Source organism: Cryptosporangium sp. NPDC051539 (genome assembly GCF_044454545.1).
In the GTDB taxonomy this organism is placed as follows: domain Bacteria; phylum Actinomycetota; class Actinomycetes; order Mycobacteriales; family Cryptosporangiaceae; genus Cryptosporangium.
The window spans coordinates 350,916-369,887 of sequence record NZ_JBITDV010000008.1 but is presented as its reverse complement, the minus strand read 5'-3'; the positions used below and the strand labels follow the sequence as shown (position 1 = coordinate 369,887).

The window sequence follows — 18,972 nt, the reverse complement described above, 5'->3', positions numbered from 1 at the left end:
TGGCGGCACGGAGCGCAGCGAGGTGCTGCCATGACGGCTCGGAAGTCGACCGCGTACCTGCTGGTCCTGCCGGGGTTGCTCTGGCTGGCGGTGTTCTTCGTCATCCCGACGGTCACGCTGATCAGCCAGTCCCTCCAGGAGGGCTCGCTCGACCTCGGGTACTCGATGACCTGGAACTTCGGCATCTACGCCGACGTCATCGGTGACTACGCCCCGCAGTTCCTCCGGTCGCTGGTCTACGCCGGTCTGGCGACGCTCGCCGCGCTGGTGATCGCGTACCCCCTCGCGTACACGATCGCGTTCAAGGCCGGCCGCTGGCGGAACGTGCTGCTGATCCTGGTCGTCGCGCCGTTCTTCACCAGCTTCCTGGTGCGGACGCTGGCCTGGAAGATCATCCTGGCCGACCAGGGCGTGGTCGCCGACGTGCTGCGCACGCTGGGCCTGTTGTCGTTCACCGACGACCGGCTGCTGGCCACGCCGATCGCGGTGGTCTGCGGTCTGACGTACAACTTCCTGCCGTTCATGACGCTTCCGCTCTACACGAGCCTGGAGCGCCTCGACGGCCGGTTACTGGAAGCCGCCGGTGACCTCTACGCGAGCGCGTTCACGACGTTCCGGAAGGTGACGTTCCCGCTGTCGCTGCCCGGCGTGGTCGGCGGCACGCTGCTGACGTTCATCCCGGCGGCGGGCGACTACGTCAACGTCGAGTTCCTCGGTTCGCCGCAGACCTCGATGATCGGCAACGTCGTCCAGAGCAAGTTCCTGGTGTCGCTGGATTACCCGGGCGCCGCGGCGCTGTCGGTGATCCTCATGGTCGTCATCATCTCGATGGTGCTCGTCTACGTGCGCCGAGCTGGGACGGAGGATCTGGTCTGATGGCTGCTCCAACTCAGGCCCGGCCGGGCGAGTGGACCGGTGGCGGGCACCGGGCCGCTCCGCCCCGCTCCGGTGGCTCGGCGGCGCTCGCGTGGGTCCGCGAACACCTGGTGACGTTCGCCGGGCTCGCTGCGCTCGGGTATCTGCTGCTGCCGATCGTGATCGTCTTCGTGTTCTCGTTCAACAAGCCGGCCGGACGCTTCAACTTCGCCTGGCACGAGTTCTCGCTGGACGCCTGGACGAACGTGTGCGGGATCGGCGGGATGTGCGACAGCCTCTGGCTGTCGATCCGGCTCGGCCTGCTGGCGACGCTCGGCGCCACGGTCCTCGGCACCCTGCTGGCGTTCGCGCTGGTGCGGCACCGGTTCCGCGGCCGGGGCCCGACGAACCTGCTGGTCTTCCTGCCGATGGCGACCCCAGAGGTGGTCATGGGCTCGTCGCTGCTGGCGTTGTTCGTGCAGGGCGGTATCGACCGCGGGTTCCTCACGCTGTTCATCGCGCACGTGCTGTTCTGCATGAGCTTCGTCGTGGTGACGGTCAAGGCCCGGTTGCAAGGAATGGACCCGCGGCTGGAACAGGCCGCGGCCGACCTGTACGCGACGCCGTACCAGACCTTCCGGCGCGTCACGCTGCCGCTGGTGTTGCCGGGCATCGTGGCGGCGGCGCTGCTGTCGTTCTCGCTGAGTTTCGACGACTTCATCGTCACGAACTTCAACTCGGGGAACCAGGTGACGTTCCCGATGTTCGTCTTCGGAGCCAACCAGCGCGGGGTGCCGCCGCAGATCAACGTGATCGGCTCGATCATGTTCTTCCTGGCGCTGTTCCTGGTGCTGGCAGCGCAGTACCGCACGCGGTTCCGCTTCCGGAAGGCCGCGAAGTAGTAGCACTTCGCCGGCGCCCGCTGCCCCTGTTGGGGGGTGGTGGGCGCCGGCTTCTGCGTGGGTGGGGTGTTCGCGCTCCCGTGGATGGAGGATCCCTGAGGCGATGGCACCAGTGATCCTCCATCCACCGCCGGCGCCCCCGGTGCTCGCAGCGATCGGCTGGGTGGCTGTGGGGCAGGTGGGTTCGATTTGGGTGGGTTCGGGGGCTTGAGGGCGGGACGGGGGCTGCAAGTGGGGCCCGCCGCCGCGGCGCCCCCGCTCGGGGCCGCGCGGCGAGGTGAGCGGGGCGTGTGGGGCGCGCGGGGTGAGCGAGCCGTGGGGTGCGTCCGTTGGCGGGCGCGCGTGTTGGCGGGGGAGCGTGTTTGCGGCTGGCCAAGCGTGGCGGCCGCGCGTCCCGCCCGTGGGGAAGGTCCCGAATGGGCGGTCGTCGCCAGGGAGCGGGTTGATCCGGGAGGGCAGCTCCCCGCCCGAAGCGGCCAGATGCCGACACGACGATCGGCCGGGCGGACTGCCCACCAAGCGGACTCCTGCCGGGCGGGCTGCCTGCGGGGCGGGCTGCCCGTGCGAGGTGGGTTCACGGCGGGGCGAGTGGTGGAGGGGCGGGCGGCACGGGGTGGGCGGCGCGGGCGGCGCGGGGTGCGCGGTGCTAGGTGGCGGGCAGATAAGCGCTCAACGCCGACTGGCACTCGCCGAGGACGGCGACCCGCCCCGCGGCGGAGCACCACCCAACCCCAGAAACGACAAAAGCCCCTTCGCAGGGGCGGCTTCACGCTATGGGCTCGGGTCCCCCAACAACGAAAGCCCCTGGCAGGGGCTGGGGCTGGGGTACCACAGGACTACGGGACGGCGGCCGCGCCCGGCGCGGCTCCTTACGCGCTCACCGCCACCGGCATGTCGTCGATCGGAATGCCCGCCTGCCGCAGGACGTCCTCAGCCCAGATCCACCGCTTGCACGGCCACGGCACCGCGTACGCCCCCACCGCGCACGTGAGCGTCGGGCATTGCCGCTTGTAGTCGGGCCGGTGCTGCTGCACGAACAGGCGGGCGGTCTCGATCTGCTCGTCGGTCGGTCGTGCAGGCATGTCGGAGCCTCCGTGCATCATTCGAACCACTCCTTCGATCTCATTTCCCGTGACCCACAGTATGGTACCCCTGATTCCAACGTGTCAACGAGTAATCGTGAGAATGACCGTGGGTAGCGTCCGCCGTATGATCGATCCGCACGGTGACCGGGCTGTTTACCGTCAGCTCGCCGACCAATTGCGTGCAGAGATCGCCGGCGGTGAGTACGGCCCGGGCTCGGCGATCCCGTCCGAGACGACGCTGATGCAGCGCTACGGCGTCGCTCGCAACACCGTCCGGCTCGCCATGACCATGCTCCGGGAAGAGGGGCTCGTCGTGACCTACCACGGTCGCGGCACCTTCGTCCGGGACGCGTTGCCGATCCGCCGGATCTCGTCGGGCCGCTACCGCACCGCCGCCACCGCGGCGGCCGATGGCAGTGCGCAGGAGGCGAGCGCCTACCGCGCCGAGGCGACCCATCAGGAGGTTCCGGCCACGGAGCAGGTCGCCGAGTTGCTCGGAGTCGAGCCGGGCACCCTCGTCCTGGAGCGGCGGATCATCTTCTTCGACGGCAGCCTGCCCCAGCAGCTCAGCTGCTCCTACGTGCCGCTCGACCTGGTCGCGGGCACGCCGGTGGTCGATGCGTCCAACGAGCCGTGGGCCGGCGGCACGGTCGCGGCGCTGGCCGGCATCGGCGTGACGGTCACGTCGGTCCGGGAGCGCGTCCGGGCGCGGATGCCGCAGCCGGAGGAGACGCGCTCGCTCGCGGTCGCGGTCGGCACCCCGATGCTCACGGTCACCCGCACGATGTTCGCCGGCGAGCGTCCGGTCGAGGCCGCGGTCGATATCGTGGTTCCTGGCGACCGCGGCGAGCTCGAGTACCTCATCGACCTGACCTGACCTCGTCGGGCGCGACCCGGCGAGGAGCACAATGGCCGACCCCAGACGTGACGAGACCGAAGCTCAGCGGCTCGACCGCAACCTGGGCGAGCTCCTCCAGGAGCTCCGCGTCGCCCAGACCGGCGTCCAGATCCTGTTCGCCTTCCTGCTGACGCTGGCCTTCCAGCAGCGCTTCGCGGAGGTCGACGCGTTCGGGCGCTGGGTCTACGTCATCGCGTTGTTCTGCGCCCTGCTCTCCAGCGGCTTCCTGATCGCCCCGGTCGGCTACCACCGGCTGGTCTTCCGGCGGGCGATGAAGGAAGAGGTCGTCCGCACCGCGAACGTCTTCGCGCTGGTCGGGCTGGGCTGGCTGACGATCGCGCTCGGCGCTGCGCTGACCGTGATCCTCGACGTGCTGTTCAGCCAGGAGGCGGCGATCGCCGGCGGCACGGTCGCGCTGGTCTTTTTAGTCGTGCTCTGGTTCCTGATCCCGTGGTTCCGGCTCCGGGAGAAGCGCGGCTAGTCCTCGCCCTCCGCGATTTCGCCGCGCTCGTCCGCGGCCAGCACGGACACCGCCCAGCGGTGCCGGGCGCAGGGCCACAAGGCCGGCGTGTAGTGCGTGGCGCTCGCGCAGTAGGACCGCTCGTGGGCGTCCGGCGCCGAGGGCTGATGCATCGTGAGCAGCCGGTGGGCCGTCTCGACGTCCTCCTGCAGCAGTGGCCGGTGGTACTGCACTGGCCCTCCTCTCGGTCCGCGCTCGTCTCGAGCCTCGTTGCCCCATCACGGATCGCGCGGACGATGTCACAGTTCCCGTACCACGCTGTTCGCATCCCGGCTGCCGGTCCACCGTTTGGGGCCAACTCGACCGAAATGCGGATACCCGGATCCGCCGTGAGCGAACGCGCCCGGGCCGGGGAATGATCGCAACGCTGTAAGCATTGAGCGGGGTGCACTCAACTTTCCGACTGCTAAGAGGTACGGCGATGGATCGATCCCCCGGCGGGCCGCGCGGGCCCGTCACCACCTTCACCCTGCCGGTGCTCCCGCTGGCCGACGCAGTCGTGCTTCCCGGAATGGTGATCCCGGTCGAGCTCGACGGTGAAGCACGAGCGGCTGTGGACTCGGCGAAGGCCAAGGACGGCGAGGACGCCAAGCTCCTCGTCGTCCCCCGCATCGACGGCAAGTACCACGAGGTCGGCGTCCTGGCGACGATCGACCAGGTCGGCCGCCTCCCCAACGGACGCCCGGCCGCGGTGCTGCGCGCCGAGACCCGGGCTCGCGTCGGCCAGGGCGTCAACGGCCCCGGCGCCGCCCTCTGGGTCGAGGCGACCACCATGCCCGACCGGATCCCGGCCACCGACCAGGAGAAGGTCGACACGCTGGCGGCCGAGTACCGCGAGGTCGTCCAGGAGATCCTGGGCCACCGTGACGAAGACTCCCAGGGCGCGGGCTGGCAGATCGTCGAGATGATCCGCCGGATCACCGAGCCGGGCGAGCTCGCCGATGTCGCCGGTTGGGCTCCCTACCTGGAGATCGACCAGAAGCTCCGCCTGCTCGACACCCCCGAGGTGGCCATCCGGCTGCAGAGCGTCCTCGACTGGGGCAAGAACCAGCTCGCCGAGCTGCAGGTCACGGCCACCATCCGGAACGACGTCCGGGAATCCATGGAGAAGACCCAGCGAGAGTTCCTGCTGCGTCAGCAGCTGGCCGCGATCCGCAAGGAGCTCGGCGAGATCTCCGGCGACGACGACAACCCCGAGGCCGACCCCCGGGCCCGCGTCGAGGCCGCCGACCTGCCCGAGAAGGTCAAGAAGGCCGCCCTCCGCGAGGTCGACAAGCTGGAGCGCACCGGCGACCAGTCGCCGGAGGCCTCCTGGATCCGCACCTGGCTCGACACGGTTCTCGAGCTCCCGTGGAACGTCCGTACGGACGACGCCACGGACGTCACGAGCGCCCGCACGGTTCTCGATGAAGACCACGCCGGCCTCGACGACGTCAAGGACCGGATCGTCGAATACCTGGCGGTCCGTAACCGCCGGGCCGCCCGCGGTCTGGAGATCGTCGGCGGACGCGGCAGCGGCGCGGTGCTCGCGCTCGTCGGTCCTCCCGGTGTCGGCAAGACGTCGCTGGGGGAGTCGGTCGCGAGGGCGCTCGGCCGGAAGTTCGTCCGGGTGGCGCTCGGCGGCGTCCGCGACGAGGCGGAGATCCGTGGTCACCGGCGTACCTACGTCGGCGCGCAGGCGGGCCGCATCGTCCGGGCGATCAAGGAGGCCGGGGCGATGAACCCGGTCGTCCTGCTCGACGAGGTCGACAAGATCGGCGCCGACTACCGCGGCGACCCCGCGGCGGCCCTGCTCGAGGTGCTCGACCCGGCGCAGAACCACACGTTCCGCGACCACTACCTCGAGGTCGAGCTCGACCTGTCCGACGTGCTGTTCCTGGCCACCGCGAACGTCGCCGAGGCGATCCCGGAGGCGCTGATCGACCGGATGGAGGTCGTCCGGCTGGACGGCTACACCGAGGTCGAAAAGGTCGCGATCGCGAGGGACCACCTCTGGAAGCGCCAGATCGAGCGCGCCGGGCTCGACGAGAAGGACGTCACGATCGACGAGGGCGCGCTGAGCCGGATCGCCGGCGAGTACACCCACGAGGCCGGCGTCCGCCAGCTGGAGCGCGCGCTCGCGAAGGTGCTCCGCAAGGTCGCGACGAAGCTGGCCGGCGACAACCCGCCGGCCACCCCGGTCGAGATCACCGAGGAAACGCTCAAGGACTACCTGGGACGACCCCGGTTCCAGCCCGAGTCCGCCCAGCGCACCGCGGTCCCCGGCGTGGCGACCGGTCTGGCCGTCACCGGCGCCGGTGGCGACGTCCTCTTCATCGAGGCGAACGCCGCCCCGGGTGGCGAGAAGAGCGGCGAGCCCGAGCTCGTCCTCACCGGCCAGCTCGGTGACGTCATGAAGGAGTCCGCGCACATCGCGCTCTCCTACCTGCGGAGCCAGGGTGACCGCTTCGGCGCCGACCCCGAGGAACTGCGGGGCCGCCGGCTGCACGTCCACGTGCCGGCCGGTGCGGTGCCGAAGGACGGCCCGTCCGCGGGCGTCACGATGGTCACCGCGCTCGCGTCGCTGCTCACCGGGCGGCTGGTGCGGGCCGAGGTCGGCATGACCGGTGAGGTCTCGCTGACCGGCCGGGTGCTGCCGATCGGTGGCGTCAAGCAGAAGCTGCTCGCCGCTCACCGGGCCGGCCTCACCGAGGTGCTGCTGCCCGCGCGCAACGCCGCTGACCTGGACGACGTCCCGGCCAGCGTCCGCGAGGCGCTCACGATCCACCTGATGGAGGACGTGGCCGACGTGGTCCGGCTCGCACTCGAGCCGGCCGCGGCGGCGCAGGAGGCCCACGCCGCCTGATTCAGCCCGAAGGGCGCCGGGGGAACATTCCCCGGCGCCCTTCACTGTGTCCAGGTTAAGCCAGCGTGTCCGGCTGTGTCAGGATCTGGGCGCGGTATAGAGAGAGCGTGCCGAAAGCGCTGCGGGGAATGGGGCGTCCGCTCGCGGGCGTCCTGCCGCTGTGCGTGATGCCGATCGCGCCGCCGCACCTCGCGGTCGCGCTGTTCTTCGCCACGACGTTCTGGCTGATCTGGACCACTCTGCAGGACCAGGTCGCCGAGATCGGCTACGCCACCCGGGGAGCGCCGGTCGCACTGATCGGGATCGCGGTCGTGCTGATGGGCGACGGGCTGGCCGGGGCCCGGCTCGCGGTCGGCGGCCGTCCGGACGCGATGCTCCTGCTCGCGATTCCGCTGATCGGCCTGCTGACCGTCGTGGTCGGCCTGGTGCAGGTCGTCAAGGCGCTGACGTCGACCGGCCGCGGCGGCGGGCTGATCGACGTCACGGTGGTCGTGTTCGGCGTCGGCACCAGCATCGCGACGCTGGTCGGCACGCACCGCGTCGAGCTGCCGGCAGACCTGTCCGGGCGGCTGACCGTGCTCGTGCTCACCGGGATCTCGATCGTGGGCTGGGGCGTGATCATCCGTCTGCTGCTCACGGCCGAGGGCCGGACCGAGACCGGGTTGCTGGTCACCGCGGTGGCGCTGCTGCTCGTCTCCAGCCTGGTCTGGTGGAAGCCCCTGTTCGAGGGCGGCGACCCGCGGTGGGGGCTGACGATCACGCTCGCCGCCGGCACCACCGCGGCGTACGCGTCCCGCTGGTGGACCCTGCACTCCGCCGGGCAGCCGGCCGGACTCGGAGTGGATACCCGCATGCCGTTGTTCCTGCTCGCGGTCGTCGCGCCGCCGATCGCCCTGACCGTGGCGGCACTGAACGCGACCGAGCTCGACCCGGTCCGCAACGTCGTGCTCCCGGCCGCCGGGATCGCGGTGCTCTCGATGGCGCTGTTGCTCCGGGTGCACCGGCAGGCGCGCGAGTCGCAGCACCGGGCGCTGCACGACGCGCTGACCGGTCTCGCCAACCGTGCCGCGCTCACCGACGCGCTGGATGCCCTCCCCCCGAGCCGGCCGGCCCTCCTCCTGCTCGACCTCGACGGCTTCAAGGCCGTCAACGACGGCTTCGGCCATCCCACCGGTGATGCGCTGCTCCGTGCCGTCGGCGCCCGGCTCTCCGCCGTTCTCTCCGCGGACGCCGGACCCGACGGCGTCGACGTCGTCTGCGCACGTCTGGGCGGCGACGAGTTCGCGGTCCTGCTCAGTCGGGCCGACCGGGAGAGCGCGGTCGCACTGGGCCGGCGGATCGTCGAGGTGATCGCCGAACCGTTCCGGGTCGACGGCCGGGAGCTGTGCGTCACGGCCAGCGTCGGTATCCGGGTCGTCGCGGGCGAGGTCGGCGCGCCGCTGGCGTTCGTCCTGTTCCGGGACGCCGACCTGGCGCTGTACGCGGCCAAGCAGAGCGGCCGGAACCAGGTCGTGGAGTTTTCGGCCGACCTCGGTGCCGCGCACGTCGAGCGGGCGGCGCTGGCGGCCGGACTGCACGAGGCCGTGGCCCGGGACGAGTTCGTCCTGCACTACCAGCCCGCGGTGGACGTCGTGACCGGTCGCGTCCACACGGCCGAAGCGCTGCTCCGATGGGCCACGCCGAGCGGGGAGCTCCGGCCCTCGACCGACTTCCTGGCCGTGGCCGAGAGCGCCGGGCTGGGCATTCCGATCGGCACCTGGACGCTGCGCACCGCGTGCCGGGAGGTCCGTCCGTGGTACGAGCGGTACGGCGTCCGGGTCGCGGTGAACCTCGCCGCCCGGCACCTGCGCGATCCCGGCCTGCCCGCGACGATCGCGGACGCGCTGGCCGAGAGCGGGCTACCGCCGCACGCGCTGGTCCTGGAACTGAGCGAGTCGACGGTCAGCGGATCGGCCGACCGCACGGCGGAGGTCGCGGCCCGCCTCGCCGAGCTGCGCGCCCGCGGCATCCGGGTCGCGGTCGACGACTTCGGTACCGGCCAGTCGTCGCTGGCGCTGCTCCGGCAGCTCCCGGTCGACACGCTCAAGCTGGACCCGGCGCTCGGCGGAACCGACGCGGTGTTCCGCCCGGGAGCCGAGGAGGCGGTTGTGGACGCCGCCCTGACCCGGGCCCTCCTGCAGATCTGCGAGTCGCTGAAGCTGTGTGCGGTGGCCGGGCGGGTCGAGACCGCGGAACGCGTCGAGTGGCTCCGGGCGCTCGGCTGCCGGTACATGCAGGGCGACTACTTCAGCCCGCCGCTCCCGGCCGACCAGTTCGACACGTTCCTGGCCGCTACGCAGCAACCGGTAACGACCGGGACGGAGCCAGCCGCTCCGCCACGTGAGCGCTCACCGCGCTGAGGGCGGCGTTCCAGCCGATCGTGACCTCGTTGGTCGCCCACGAGCCCGGGTCGTCGATCCAGCAGAGCTGCGGCGGCGCGGTGCCGAGCTCCGCCGCCGCGACCGGGTCCTCCAGGCCGCTGTTCGGCCCGCCGACCAGGATCCCGGGCGGCGCCGCCGGGAACGACGGGTCCACCGAACGCGCGAAGAACCGGTGGTGCGGCCGGGACGCGGCCCGCGTCCCGTACCCGGTCACCTGGCTTACCCCGGACGCGTTCCGGCCGAGCAGGTGGTCGAGGCAGGCGAGCTCGCCGGCGAAGAAGCGGTGATCGCCGGTGTGATCGGCGGCCGCGCCGAGCGTCAGTGCGTGGGCCACCACCCGCGAGTTCGAGCCCCAGCAGTACCGGCCGTCGGACGGCGCGTACGGCGTTCCGTGGCCTTCCGCGTCGATCGTGGCCAGCAGCGTCTCGCCCGCGGTGGCCAGCGCGGCCCGGGCGGTGGTGGCCGAGGAGGCCGCCGTCCAGCCGGAGCTGAGCGCGAGCGTGAGCAGCCCGAGCGGAACCGTGGACCGCCAGTCGAAGCCTTCCCGAAGCGCGGCGATCGGATCGAGACCGGCCTGCAGCATCGCGTACCGGTACTCCTCGGCGCCGGTCAGCGCCGCCAGTTCGGCCGCCGCCCAGTACCGCTCGTCGCGGACATCGTTGTCGTCGTACGGCCCACCGCCCAGCCCGGACGAGTCCGCCGCGCTCGCGTACACCACCGGGTGGTGGGTCGCCGCCCGCCAGGCGAGGTCGGCGACCGTGCGGCACCGGCCCGCGAACGCCGGGTCGTGGACCTCCCAGACCCGCGCACCCTGGGCCGCCACCGCCGCCAGCCCGTAGGTCGCCGCGGTGCTCGGCGCGCGGGCCATCCGCGGCTCGGGGTCCTGGTCGGGACGCATCGGAATCCCGGTCCAGCGGACGTCGTGCACGGCGTGGAACACCATGCCCGCCTGCGGGTCCGTGAGCGGGAGCTGGCAGCCGAGAAGGAATTCCAGACCCCAGCGGGCCTCGTCCAGCAGCGCGGCCTCACCGGAGCGCTCGACCGTGTGCTGCAGCATCCAGACCGTCACCGCGGTCGTGACCGCGTATTTACCGTGGTCGCCGGCGTCGTACCAGCCGCCGCGGAGGTCGTGGCCGCGGCAGCCGAGCAGGAGGCGGCGGCGGGGACAGTCGTGCCGCTTGCAGGCCACCGAGCCGTCGCCGCGGTTCGGCGGGACGTCGACGTGCCCGGCCGGGCGTCCGGGGACGGGGGTGCCGCTGCGCTGCAGGTTCAGGAAGCGGGCCGAGTCGGTGGCCAGCGTGCGGTATCCGTCCGCGGCCACCCGGCCGAGCGCGAACGGGGGGCTCTCCACCTCGTCGACCACCAGCTTCCAGCCGGTGCCCTCGGCGGTGACCGGCGGGGTCGTGATCGTGTGGACCTGCTCGCCTGCGGCGCGGTCGAGCCCGTGCCTGGTGGTGGTGCCCGCGGTCGCGATCCGGCCGGTCGCGTCGACCAGCCGCCAGGCCCGGGGGCGGTCGACGTCGGTCGCGACGGTGGCGCGGAGGGGCCACCCGGCCGGGTAGCCGAGCTGATTGACCCGCACCGCGCGCGTGCTCACCCCGCGGTGTCCCCGCCGTCGACGTGCGCCCCACCGGCGTCCGCGTACCCGTCGGCGCGGTCACCGTCGGCGCCGGGCTCGTCGGCGTCCGCGAAATCGTCGTCGGCGGGACCGTCGTCGGCGGGACCGTCGGAGACCGAGCCGCTCCAGTCCTGCCTGCGGACCTCGTAGCAGGCGATCGCGGCCGCGGTCGCCACGTTGAGCGAACCGACGCGGCCGATCAGCGGGACGTACCCGATCGCGTCGCAGCCGGCCAGGCCGGCGGCCGAGATCCCGCGCTCCTCGTGGCCGAGCACCAGACAGACGTCGGTCGCCAGGTCGACCTCGGCCAGCGGCGACGCCGGATCGGCGAGTTCGATCCCCACCACGCGGTACCCGTCGGACCGGGCGGCTGCGATCGCCGCGGTGATCGTTTCATGTTCTGACCAGCGCAGATACCGGTCGGTGCCGAGCGCGGTCTTGGCCGCTTTCGGCGCCCGCGGCGATACCGACGACCCGGACAGGTACAGGTGGTCGACCCCGAATGCGGCCGCCGACCGCGTGATCGATCCGACGTTGTACGGGTTGCCGACGTCGTCCAGCAGCAACGCCAACCGGTTGCCGCTACGCCGGCGCCAGGTGCGGTGCAGACGCTTGAGCTCGGTGCCCCGGAGCTGGTGGATCGGGTGAGTCACTGACCGTCCGTTCTCACTGCCAGAATTCGATATCCCTTGCGGGAGGCTAGCCGGTCGGTCGGGAAACCCTCGGACTCCAGCCACCGGTGCAGCGAGTCGGCCCCCAGATGCCGCTGCACCACCAGGTACGCGACCCCGTCCGCGGTCAGCCGCGGCAACCACTGCCGGAGCATCCCGTGCAGGACCGGCTTCCCCACCTTGATCGGCGGGTTCGACCAGATGGCGGCGAAGCGTACGTCGTCGGGTACCCCGCCCGTTTCTTCGATGCGGACGTTGGCCAAGCCGGCGGTGTTGAGCCGGGCGAGATCCCGGGCCCGCTCGTTGACGTCGACGCCCCAGACCGTCGCGCCGGGCGCCCGGTGGGCGAGCGTCACCGTGATCGGGCCGTAGCCGCAGCCGAGGTCGAGCAGGTCACCGGTGGCCGGCGGAGGCGGAACGGTCTCCAGCAGCACGACCGTGCCCGCGTCGACGGCGGTGGGGGAGAAGACGCCGGTGTCGGTCGTCAGGCCGGCCTGCACGTCACGGAGGGCCAGCCGCACCTGCCGCCGGGCGCTCTTGGCCGTGGGCTGCGCGGAGAAGTAGTGGTCGGACACAGTGCGACAAGACTACGGGGTGCGCCCCGGAGTCGGATCGAGGAACACCTCCCGGAGCGCCGGGATCGCCTCCTTCAGACGACGCTCGGCCTCCTCCGCGGTGCGCTCGATGTCGTCCGCGCCGTCGTCGGTGAAGTCGACCTTCGCGGCGACCAGCAACTCGTGCGGCCCCAGGTGCTGGGTGTAGAGCATCATGACGTCGACCACGCCCGGCGTCTCGTTCAGCGTCCGCCGGATCAGGTCCTGGACGGCCGGCGCGGCCGAGCGTCCGACGAGGTAGGAGGCGTTGTCGCGGCCGAGGGTCACCGCGACGAACGCCAGGAGCACACCGATGAGGATCGAGGAGACGCCGTCGAAGAGACCGTTGCCGGTGATCTCGGTGACGGCCAGGCCGAGGGCCGCCACCACCAGTCCCACCAGGGCCGCGGAATCCTCGAACGCGACCGCCTTGAGCGCGGTGTCCGGGGTCCGGCGCAGGTAGCGAGCCGGATGCATGCGCGACCGGCGCGCACCGCTGCGGACCTGCCGGATCGCCTGTCCCAGCGAGATCGACTCGATGACGAACGCCACCCCGAGGACGATGTACGACACCAGGTAGTCGCCGGCCTCCTCGCCCTCGAGGATCGTGTGGACGCCCTGGAAGATCGCGAACACCGAGCCGGCCGTGAACGTGGCGAGCGCGGCGACGAACGCCCAGAAGTAGTGGGCCTGGCCGTAGCCGAACTGGTGCTGGTCGTCGGCCGGGCGGCCGCCGCGCTTCACGGCCGTGAGCAGCAGCACTTCGGTGATCGTGTCGGCCATCGAGTGCGCGGCCTCCGACAGCATCGCCGACGAACCGGCCAGGATGCCGCCGACCGCCTTGGCGATCGCGATCGCCAGGTTCGCCGCGCCGGCGACGACGACGGTGAGAGTGCTTTCGCCGCCGCCCTCGTTCTCGGTGGTGACGTCGGCCGCTTCGATGGTCTCGCTCACGGGCGGGGTATTACCGGTGGATGCGGAGTGCAACCGTGAGTAGGGCCTTCCGGCCCTGATTTCTGCCGGGCCGCTACGGTAGGAATCGAGTGCGACGAAGTTCGGTCGAAGTTGGCAGCGGCGAGACAACTCGTCGCAGGAGGGTCGGAACGCTGTGCGAGTGACGGGCTTGGGCCACGCGAGTGCCTTGATCGAGACCGCTCACGGCAGTGTGCTCTGTGATCCCTGGGTGAACCCGGCCTACTTCGGCTCGTGGTTCCCGTTCCCCGACAACTCCGAGCTCGACTGGGACGAGATCGGCAAGGTCGACTACCTGTACGTCTCGCACCTGCACCGTGACCACTACGACCCGGAGAACCTCAAGCGGATCTCCAAGTCGGCCACCGTGCTGCTGCCGGAGTACCCGACCGACGAGTTGCACGACGCGCTCCACGACCTCGGCTTCACCAAGATCTTCCGGACCGTCAACGGCGAGGTGCACGACCTCGACGGGCTGAAGGTGATGATCCAGGCGCTGAAGTCGCCGACCGACGGCCCGATCGGCGACTCGTCGCTCTGGCTCGACGACGGCAACCTGAAACTGCTCAACCAGAACGACGCCCGGCCGACCGAGCTCTCGACGTTCGCCGAACTCGGGCACGTCGACATCCACATGCTCCAGTACTCCGGCGCGATCTGGTACCCGATGGTGTACGAGCTGACCGACCACGCCAAGCAGGTGTTCGGCGAGCAGAAGCGGGCCCGGCAGTTCGACCGCACGATCCGCTACATCGACGATCTCAAGGCGAGTTGGATCGTCCCGATCGCCGGCCCGCCGTGCTTCCTCGACGAGCAGCTCTGGCAGTTCAACGACCTCGGCACCGACCCCGGCAACATCTTCCCCGACCAGCAGGTCTTCATCGATCACCTGCAGGAGAAGGGCTACGACAACGGGGTTCTGCTGTTGCCGGGGTCGAAGGCCGACTTCGCCGCCCCCGGGGCGCCGGTCGAGCACCCGTACGAGCCGTCCTCTGTGTTCGGTGAGAACAAGGAGCAGTACCTGCGGGCGTTCCAGGAGCGCAAGAAGGGCGTGCTCGAGGCCGAGAAGGCGTCCTGGTCGCACCCGGAGATCGACCTGTTCCCGGCCCTCAAGGAGTGGATCGAGCCGCTGCTCGCCCAGGCCGACAAGCTGGCCGCGGGCATCAACGGCCCGGTGCGCTTCACCGCGGCCGACGCCGAGCGCGGCGACGTCGACCTGGTGATCGACTTCGTCGAGCGCGAGGTCCGGCTCTACGACGGTGAGCGCGCGCGGTACCGCTTCACCGCGCCGCGGAACCTGATCGAGCACCTGGTGGCGATCCACGAGATCGACTGGGTGAACAGCCTGTTCCTGTCGTGCCGGTTCAGCGCGGCGCGGGTCGGACCGTACAACGAGTACGTGTACGCGTTCTTCAAGTGCCTCAGCGAGGAGCGGCTGACCTACGTCGAGGGCTGGTACGCCGAGCAGAGCACCGACGACGAAGACTGCGAGATCGACGGCTGGGCCGTGCAGCGGCGCTGTGCACACCTGAAGGCCGACCTGACCCGGTTCGGCAAGGTCGAAGACGGCGTCCTGACCTGCCAGATGCACGGGTGGAAGTGGCGGCTGAAGGACGGCTCCTGCCTCACCTCGGTGGGTCACCCGATGCGCAGCCGTCTCGTCGGAGAGCCCACGCCGGCGGAGTGACCGTTGTCGTGACCGTGCGGCCGGCGCGGCGGGGCGGCCTCGCGGGGCGGTTCCGCCGGAAACCGGCCGAGCCGCCCGGGCCGCGTGGCCTCGCGCTCGGCCCGGACTTCTTCGCGGTGCTGGCGCGGGTGCCCGAAGGGTGGACCCGGACGCTGGACCCACTGGGCGTTCTCTCGGACGAACTGGTCTGGGGCGCCCTGGAGATCCGGATGGCCGTGACCGAGCTGAGCCGGATCTCGCCGTATGCGGAATCCTCCGCCGAACGGGCCGAGTTCTCGGCGTTCCGGGAACTGGTCGGCTCCGTGCCACCGGATTCTGAACTCGTGCTTCGGAATCACTCGTGACAAGCGCCAGTTAACGCGGTTATCGTTGCCCCAGGCTGCCTGGGAGGCTGAATCTGTATGCGCGTTCTCGTCGTCGGCGCGGGTGGAGTGGGAAGCGCGGTCGCCGCGATCGCGGCCCGCCGGGAGTTCTTCGAGACGATGGTGGTGGCCGACTACGACGTGTCCCGGGCGTCGCGGGCCCGGCCGGACGATCCGCGGTTCACCGCGGCCGCCGTCGACGCGTCGGATTCGGACGCGGTCGCCGCGCTGATCGCCGAGCACCGGATCACGCACGTGCTGAACGCCGTCGACCCGCGGTTCGTGATGCCGATCTTCACCGCGGCGCAGGCCGCCGGGGTCGACTACCTCGACATGGCGATGTCGTTGTCGTCACCGCACCCCACGTCACCGCACTCGGAGGTGGGCGTGGCGCTGGGGTCGGAGCAGTTCGCGGCCGATTCGGCCTGGCAGGACGCCGGGCGGCTCGCGCTGGTCGGGATGGGCGTCGAGCCCGGGTTGTCGGATGTCTTCGCCCGGTACGCCGCCGACCACCTGTTCTCCGAGATCGACGAGATCGGCATCCGCGACGGGGCGAACCTGGTGGTGACGAACGAGGCCGGCGAGGAGGTCTTCGCGCCGTCGTTCTCGATCTGGACGACGATCGAGGAGTGCCTCAACCCGCCGGTCGTCTACGAGGAAGGCCGGGGCTGGTTCACGACAGCGCCGTTCAGCGAGCCCGAGGTGTTCGACTTCCCCGACGGCATCGGGCCGGTCGAGTGCGTGAACGTCGAGCACGAAGAGGTACTGCTGGTGCCGCGCTGGGTGAAGGCCAAGCGGGTCACGTTCAAGTACGGGCTCGGCGCGGAGTTCATCGGGGTGCTGAAGACGCTGCACCAGTTGGGGCTCGACCGGACGGCGCCGGTGAACGTGCGCGGGGTGGCCGTCTCGCCGCGGGACGTCGTCGCGGCCTGCCTGCCCGACCCGGCGACGCTCGGCGACCGGATGAGCGGCAAGACCTGCGCCGGAACCTGGGTGACCGGCACTGGCGTCGACGGCCGCCCGCGCGAGGTCTACCTGTACCACGTCGTCGACAACGCCTGGACGATGGCGGAGTACGGCTCCCAGGCCGTGGTGTGGCAGACCGCGATCAACCCGGTGGTGGCGCTGGAACTGCTCGCGGCCGGGACCTGGTCGGGCAGCGGTGTGCTCGGCCCCGAGGCGTTCGACGCGGTGCCGTTCCTCGACCTGCTCACGGCCTACGGTTCGCCGTGGGGCGTGCGCGAAGGCTAGCGACGACCGCACCGGCGGCGGCCGCGACCGTCCGGGCCGGACGCAGTTCCGCGCGGCTCCAGCAGTGCTCGTGCCGCCGTCCGCACACCAGCAACCCGACGGCTTCCCCGGCCGACACCAGCGGGAACAGCACCATCGACCGGGCACCGGTGGCGGCCAGCCACGCTTTCTCGGCGGTGTTCGGCGCGACCGTGCCGGCCAGCACCTGACCGACCGCCCGCTCGTCGACCACCTGGCGGGCGATCGGAGCGCGGCTCAGCGACCACCGGCCGCCGAAGTCCAGAAGGGGCCGGTCGAGCACGGCGAGACCGACCGACTGGCAGCCGAGCAGCGTCGCCGTGCCGGCCAGTACCGCGGCGGCGTCGGCGAGCGTCCGGACCTCGGCCAGGGTCTCGAGCACCTCGGCGAGGTCGAGCAGCGGCCCGGGTGCCGCGGGGCCGGGTGCCGGGCGACCGCGCCCGGTGTGGCAGGCCTGCCGCGCCACCGGGTCGACGGCCGCGAAGTCCGCGGTCGGACGCCCGATCACCCAGCCCTGCCCGAGACCGACGGCCAGGTCGGTGACCACGGCCAGATCTTCGACGGTCTCCAGGCCCTCGGCACAGACCCGGGCCCCGGTCCGGGCCCCGAACTGCACGATGGCCTCCACCATCGCGGCCTTCCGCGGCTCCCGGCTCACGCCGGTGACGAGGGCCCGGTCGAGCTTGAGGACGTCCGGCGTCACCTCGACGAGACGACGGAACCCGGCATACCCGGCGCCCACGTCGTCCACCGCGATCCGGGCGCCCCGCCGCCGCAGCCGGTCGAGTGCCTCGTGCAACGCCGCACTGTCGTCGGCCAGTTCGTGCTCGGTGACCTCGAACTGCAGGCCGGTGAGGTCGGCGGGCAGCACCGCCTCCAACTCCGGCGTGCCCAGGACGCTCGGGCTGACGTTGACCGACAGCACCGTGCCGGGTGGCCGGCCCGCGCCCAGCCGCAGCGCCTCGGCCACCGCGAACGCCTCGAGCTGGGCACCGACGCCGCCGCGATGAGCGGCGGCGAACCAGTCGTCCGGGGTCGCGGCCGGGAACTGGCGGAACCGCGCCAGCGCTTCGTATCCGGACAGCGTCCCGGACACCAGGTCGAGGATCGGCTGGGCGTAGACCACCGGCCCACGGTCGTCCCGATCGGCGAGCAGCCGCCGGACGTCCGCGGGACCCGGGCGGCGGCCGCTCGCCCGCCGGGGTTCCGGGGTGCGGCAGTGCAATGCGGGCACTAGTGCAGCGCGGGCTCGACGTCGGTGATGTCGAGACGCGCCGCGATCTCCGCCAGCTCGCCCTCGAAGAACGGCTCGGGGTCGGGCAGGGCGAAGCTCATGTGGTTGAACACCTCCAGGCTGACCAGGCCGTACAACCGCATCCAGCACCCGAACACCACTGCCAGCGCACCCAGCGGAAGGCTGCTGCCGAGCCGCTGCCGGTAAGCCGCCAGCTGGTCGGTCAGCCGCGGAGGCAGCGAGTCGGACTCCGGCGTCGGGAAGCGGCGCTCCCGCCAGACGTCCGCGAACGCCGACAGGAACAGCCGTCCGAACCGGGCGCCGCCGTTGTCGAGCCGCTCGGTGGCCGGCGTGCTCTGGTCGGTGTCCGAACCGGCCGAGTCACTGGCCGCCGTCCGGCTGGTCTGCGTCGGCGTCAGGCCGCTGGGCCCGGCGTTGTACGCCGGGGTCCCGTATCCCGGCGTCGGTGCGCCGAAGATCAGCCCGAACTCCGCCGGGTGCCCCACTGACCAGGCCCGGAACGCCCGGCACACGGCGAGCAGCCGCGCACCGGCATCGTCCGGCGACGCCAGATCGCGGGCGTGCTCGACCGCCGCACACAGCTCCGTCGACAAATCGGTCACCAGCGATTGCACCAGGTGATCGAAACTCGGGAAGTACCGGTACAGAGCCGGTGCCGTCATTCCCATTTCGCGGGCGATGGCCCGCAGCGAGACCGCTGATGGCCCGTCGCCGACCAGCTGCCTCCGCGCCACGTCCTTGATTTCCTGGACCGTCGCCGCCCGGACGCGCTCCCGACGGTTCACCATCACAGTCACGACTCCAAGACCCCCTCGCGAACTTCCGCTCCGGCGATTTCGCCGTATGCCGTGGAGCCGCCCGGTGCTCCATCGACTCGGCGTAACCGCCCTGACACCCGACACAACGACGCCGACGGCTTTCGGTAACCGCCCGAGTTCGATCTGTTCATCTTCCGTGTCATCGGCCGGGTCCCGTCCGGCCGTTCGGATGATTTGTCGTTCGGTGTCTTGTCTGTCCCAA

17 protein-coding genes are annotated in these 18,972 nt (G+C 71.4%); 9 read left to right on the top strand and 8 right to left on the bottom strand.

Translation table 11 applies throughout. The features are described from left to right. Positions 1 to 30 precede the first annotated feature (30 nt). Together ACIBZJ_RS25925 and ACIBZJ_RS25920 are read left to right on the top strand one after the other, a co-directional pair. On the top strand, positions 31 to 876 hold the full coding sequence (locus ACIBZJ_RS25925; protein ID WP_395933840.1) for an ABC transporter permease: 846 nt from the start codon (positions 31 to 33) through the stop codon (positions 874 to 876). Beyond that, a complete protein-coding gene (locus tag ACIBZJ_RS25920; RefSeq protein WP_395933838.1) occupies positions 876 to 1,757 on the top strand; it encodes an ABC transporter permease in 882 nt (293 codons plus the stop codon). The genes ACIBZJ_RS25925 and ACIBZJ_RS25920 overlap by 1 nt, the downstream gene beginning before the upstream one ends. Positions 1,758 to 2,626: 869 nt before the next feature. Here the strand turns inward: ACIBZJ_RS25920 and ACIBZJ_RS25915 are convergent. Next, the gene (locus ACIBZJ_RS25915) at positions 2,627 to 2,839 is read right to left on the bottom strand and encodes a hypothetical protein (RefSeq protein ID WP_395933836.1); all 213 of its coding nucleotides are present in this window, start codon (positions 2,837 to 2,839) and stop codon (positions 2,627 to 2,629) included. Between the two features lie 127 nt (positions 2,840 to 2,966). Between ACIBZJ_RS25915 and ACIBZJ_RS25910 the strand changes: the two genes are divergently transcribed. Then, positions 2,967 to 3,719 (top strand): GntR family transcriptional regulator, encoded by a 753-nt coding sequence (locus tag ACIBZJ_RS25910; RefSeq protein WP_395933834.1) that lies wholly within the window; start codon positions 2,967 to 2,969, stop codon positions 3,717 to 3,719. 31 nt (positions 3,720 to 3,750) lie between these two features. After that, positions 3,751 to 4,221, top strand: coding sequence for a DUF6328 family protein (locus ACIBZJ_RS25905; RefSeq protein ID WP_395933832.1), 471 nt, complete (start codon positions 3,751 to 3,753; stop codon positions 4,219 to 4,221). Here the strand turns inward: ACIBZJ_RS25905 and ACIBZJ_RS25900 are convergent. After that, on the bottom strand, positions 4,218 to 4,433 hold the full coding sequence (locus ACIBZJ_RS25900) for a hypothetical protein (protein ID WP_395933830.1): 216 nt from the start codon (positions 4,431 to 4,433) through the stop codon (positions 4,218 to 4,220). The two genes, ACIBZJ_RS25905 and ACIBZJ_RS25900, sit on opposite strands and share 4 nt — an antisense overlap. Before the next feature lie 248 nt (positions 4,434 to 4,681). On the opposite strand from ACIBZJ_RS25900, the gene lon reads away from it, so the two are divergent. Beyond that, positions 4,682 to 7,105 (top strand): endopeptidase La, encoded by a 2,424-nt coding sequence (lon, locus tag ACIBZJ_RS25895; protein ID WP_395933828.1) that lies wholly within the window; start codon positions 4,682 to 4,684, stop codon positions 7,103 to 7,105. Positions 7,106 to 7,212: 107 nt separating this feature from the next. Beyond that, complete coding sequence (locus ACIBZJ_RS25890) at positions 7,213 to 9,504, top strand: putative bifunctional diguanylate cyclase/phosphodiesterase (RefSeq protein WP_395933826.1); 2,292 nt, start codon at positions 7,213 to 7,215, stop codon at positions 9,502 to 9,504. On the opposite strand, the gene ACIBZJ_RS25885 is transcribed toward ACIBZJ_RS25890, so the two are convergent. From ACIBZJ_RS25885 to ACIBZJ_RS25870, 4 genes are read right to left on the bottom strand one after another with little or no spacing between them, the layout of a single operon-like run. Then, positions 9,437 to 11,122: a glycoside hydrolase family 9 protein gene (locus tag ACIBZJ_RS25885; RefSeq protein ID WP_395933825.1), complete on the bottom strand. Its 1,686-nt coding sequence runs from the start codon at positions 11,120 to 11,122 to the stop codon at positions 9,437 to 9,439. The two genes, ACIBZJ_RS25890 and ACIBZJ_RS25885, sit on opposite strands and share 68 nt — an antisense overlap. After that, positions 11,119 to 11,796, bottom strand: a complete 678-nt coding sequence (locus ACIBZJ_RS25880; protein WP_395933824.1) for a TrmH family RNA methyltransferase — start codon at positions 11,794 to 11,796, stop codon at positions 11,119 to 11,121. Before ACIBZJ_RS25880 ends, ACIBZJ_RS25885 begins: the two co-directional genes overlap by 4 nt. Further along, positions 11,793 to 12,389, bottom strand: a complete 597-nt coding sequence (locus ACIBZJ_RS25875; RefSeq protein ID WP_395933823.1) for a class I SAM-dependent methyltransferase — start codon at positions 12,387 to 12,389, stop codon at positions 11,793 to 11,795. The genes ACIBZJ_RS25880 and ACIBZJ_RS25875 overlap by 4 nt, the downstream gene beginning before the upstream one ends. 12 nt (positions 12,390 to 12,401) lie before the next feature. Beyond that, positions 12,402 to 13,361 carry a cation diffusion facilitator family transporter gene (locus tag ACIBZJ_RS25870; RefSeq protein WP_395933822.1) on the bottom strand — a complete coding sequence of 320 codons (960 nt, stop codon included), beginning with the start codon at positions 13,359 to 13,361 and terminating at the stop codon, positions 12,402 to 12,404. A 160-nt stretch (positions 13,362 to 13,521) separates the two neighbouring features. Between ACIBZJ_RS25870 and ACIBZJ_RS25865 the strand changes: the two genes are divergently transcribed. The 3 genes from ACIBZJ_RS25865 to ACIBZJ_RS25855 are packed head-to-tail and all read left to right on the top strand — an operon-like array spanning position 13,522 to position 16,679. After that, positions 13,522 to 15,066: a Rieske 2Fe-2S domain-containing protein gene (locus ACIBZJ_RS25865; RefSeq protein WP_395933820.1), complete on the top strand. Its 1,545-nt coding sequence runs from the start codon at positions 13,522 to 13,524 to the stop codon at positions 15,064 to 15,066. Then, positions 15,063 to 15,410, top strand: a complete 348-nt coding sequence (locus ACIBZJ_RS25860) for a hypothetical protein (protein ID WP_395933818.1) — start codon at positions 15,063 to 15,065, stop codon at positions 15,408 to 15,410. The genes ACIBZJ_RS25865 and ACIBZJ_RS25860 overlap by 4 nt, the downstream gene beginning before the upstream one ends. 57 nt (positions 15,411 to 15,467) lie before the next feature. After that, positions 15,468 to 16,679, top strand: coding sequence for a saccharopine dehydrogenase family protein (locus ACIBZJ_RS25855; RefSeq protein ID WP_395933816.1), 1,212 nt, complete (start codon positions 15,468 to 15,470; stop codon positions 16,677 to 16,679). Here the strand turns inward: ACIBZJ_RS25855 and ACIBZJ_RS25850 are convergent. Next, positions 16,639 to 17,931 carry an EAL domain-containing protein gene (locus tag ACIBZJ_RS25850; RefSeq protein WP_395933814.1) on the bottom strand — a complete coding sequence of 431 codons (1,293 nt, stop codon included), beginning with the start codon at positions 17,929 to 17,931 and terminating at the stop codon, positions 16,639 to 16,641. The genes ACIBZJ_RS25855 and ACIBZJ_RS25850 overlap by 41 nt on opposite strands. After that, the gene (locus tag ACIBZJ_RS25845; RefSeq protein WP_395933812.1) at positions 17,931 to 18,740 is read right to left on the bottom strand and encodes a TetR/AcrR family transcriptional regulator; all 810 of its coding nucleotides are present in this window, start codon (positions 18,738 to 18,740) and stop codon (positions 17,931 to 17,933) included. The genes ACIBZJ_RS25850 and ACIBZJ_RS25845 overlap by 1 nt, the downstream gene beginning before the upstream one ends. Positions 18,741 to 18,972 lie beyond the last annotated feature (232 nt).

Bases quoted from the DNA above. Each gene is read 5' to 3' on its own strand.
- ACIBZJ_RS25925 (WP_395933840.1), top strand. From the start codon at position 31: ATGACGGCTCGGAAGTCGACCGCGTACCTGCTGGTCCTGCCGGGGTTG.
- ACIBZJ_RS25920 (WP_395933838.1), top strand. From the start codon at position 876: ATGGCTGCTCCAACTCAGGCCCGGCCGGGCGAGTGGACCGGTGGCGGG.
- ACIBZJ_RS25915 (WP_395933836.1), bottom strand. From the start codon at position 2,839: ATGCCTGCACGACCGACCGACGAGCAGATCGAGACCGCCCGCCTGTTC.
- ACIBZJ_RS25910 (WP_395933834.1), top strand. From the start codon at position 2,967: ATGATCGATCCGCACGGTGACCGGGCTGTTTACCGTCAGCTCGCCGAC.
- ACIBZJ_RS25905 (WP_395933832.1), top strand. From the start codon at position 3,751: ATGGCCGACCCCAGACGTGACGAGACCGAAGCTCAGCGGCTCGACCGC.
- lon (WP_395933828.1), top strand. From the start codon at position 4,682: ATGGATCGATCCCCCGGCGGGCCGCGCGGGCCCGTCACCACCTTCACC.
- ACIBZJ_RS25855 (WP_395933816.1), top strand. From the start codon at position 15,468: ATGCGCGTTCTCGTCGTCGGCGCGGGTGGAGTGGGAAGCGCGGTCGCC.
- ACIBZJ_RS25845 (WP_395933812.1), bottom strand. From the start codon at position 18,740: ATGGTGAACCGTCGGGAGCGCGTCCGGGCGGCGACGGTCCAGGAAATC.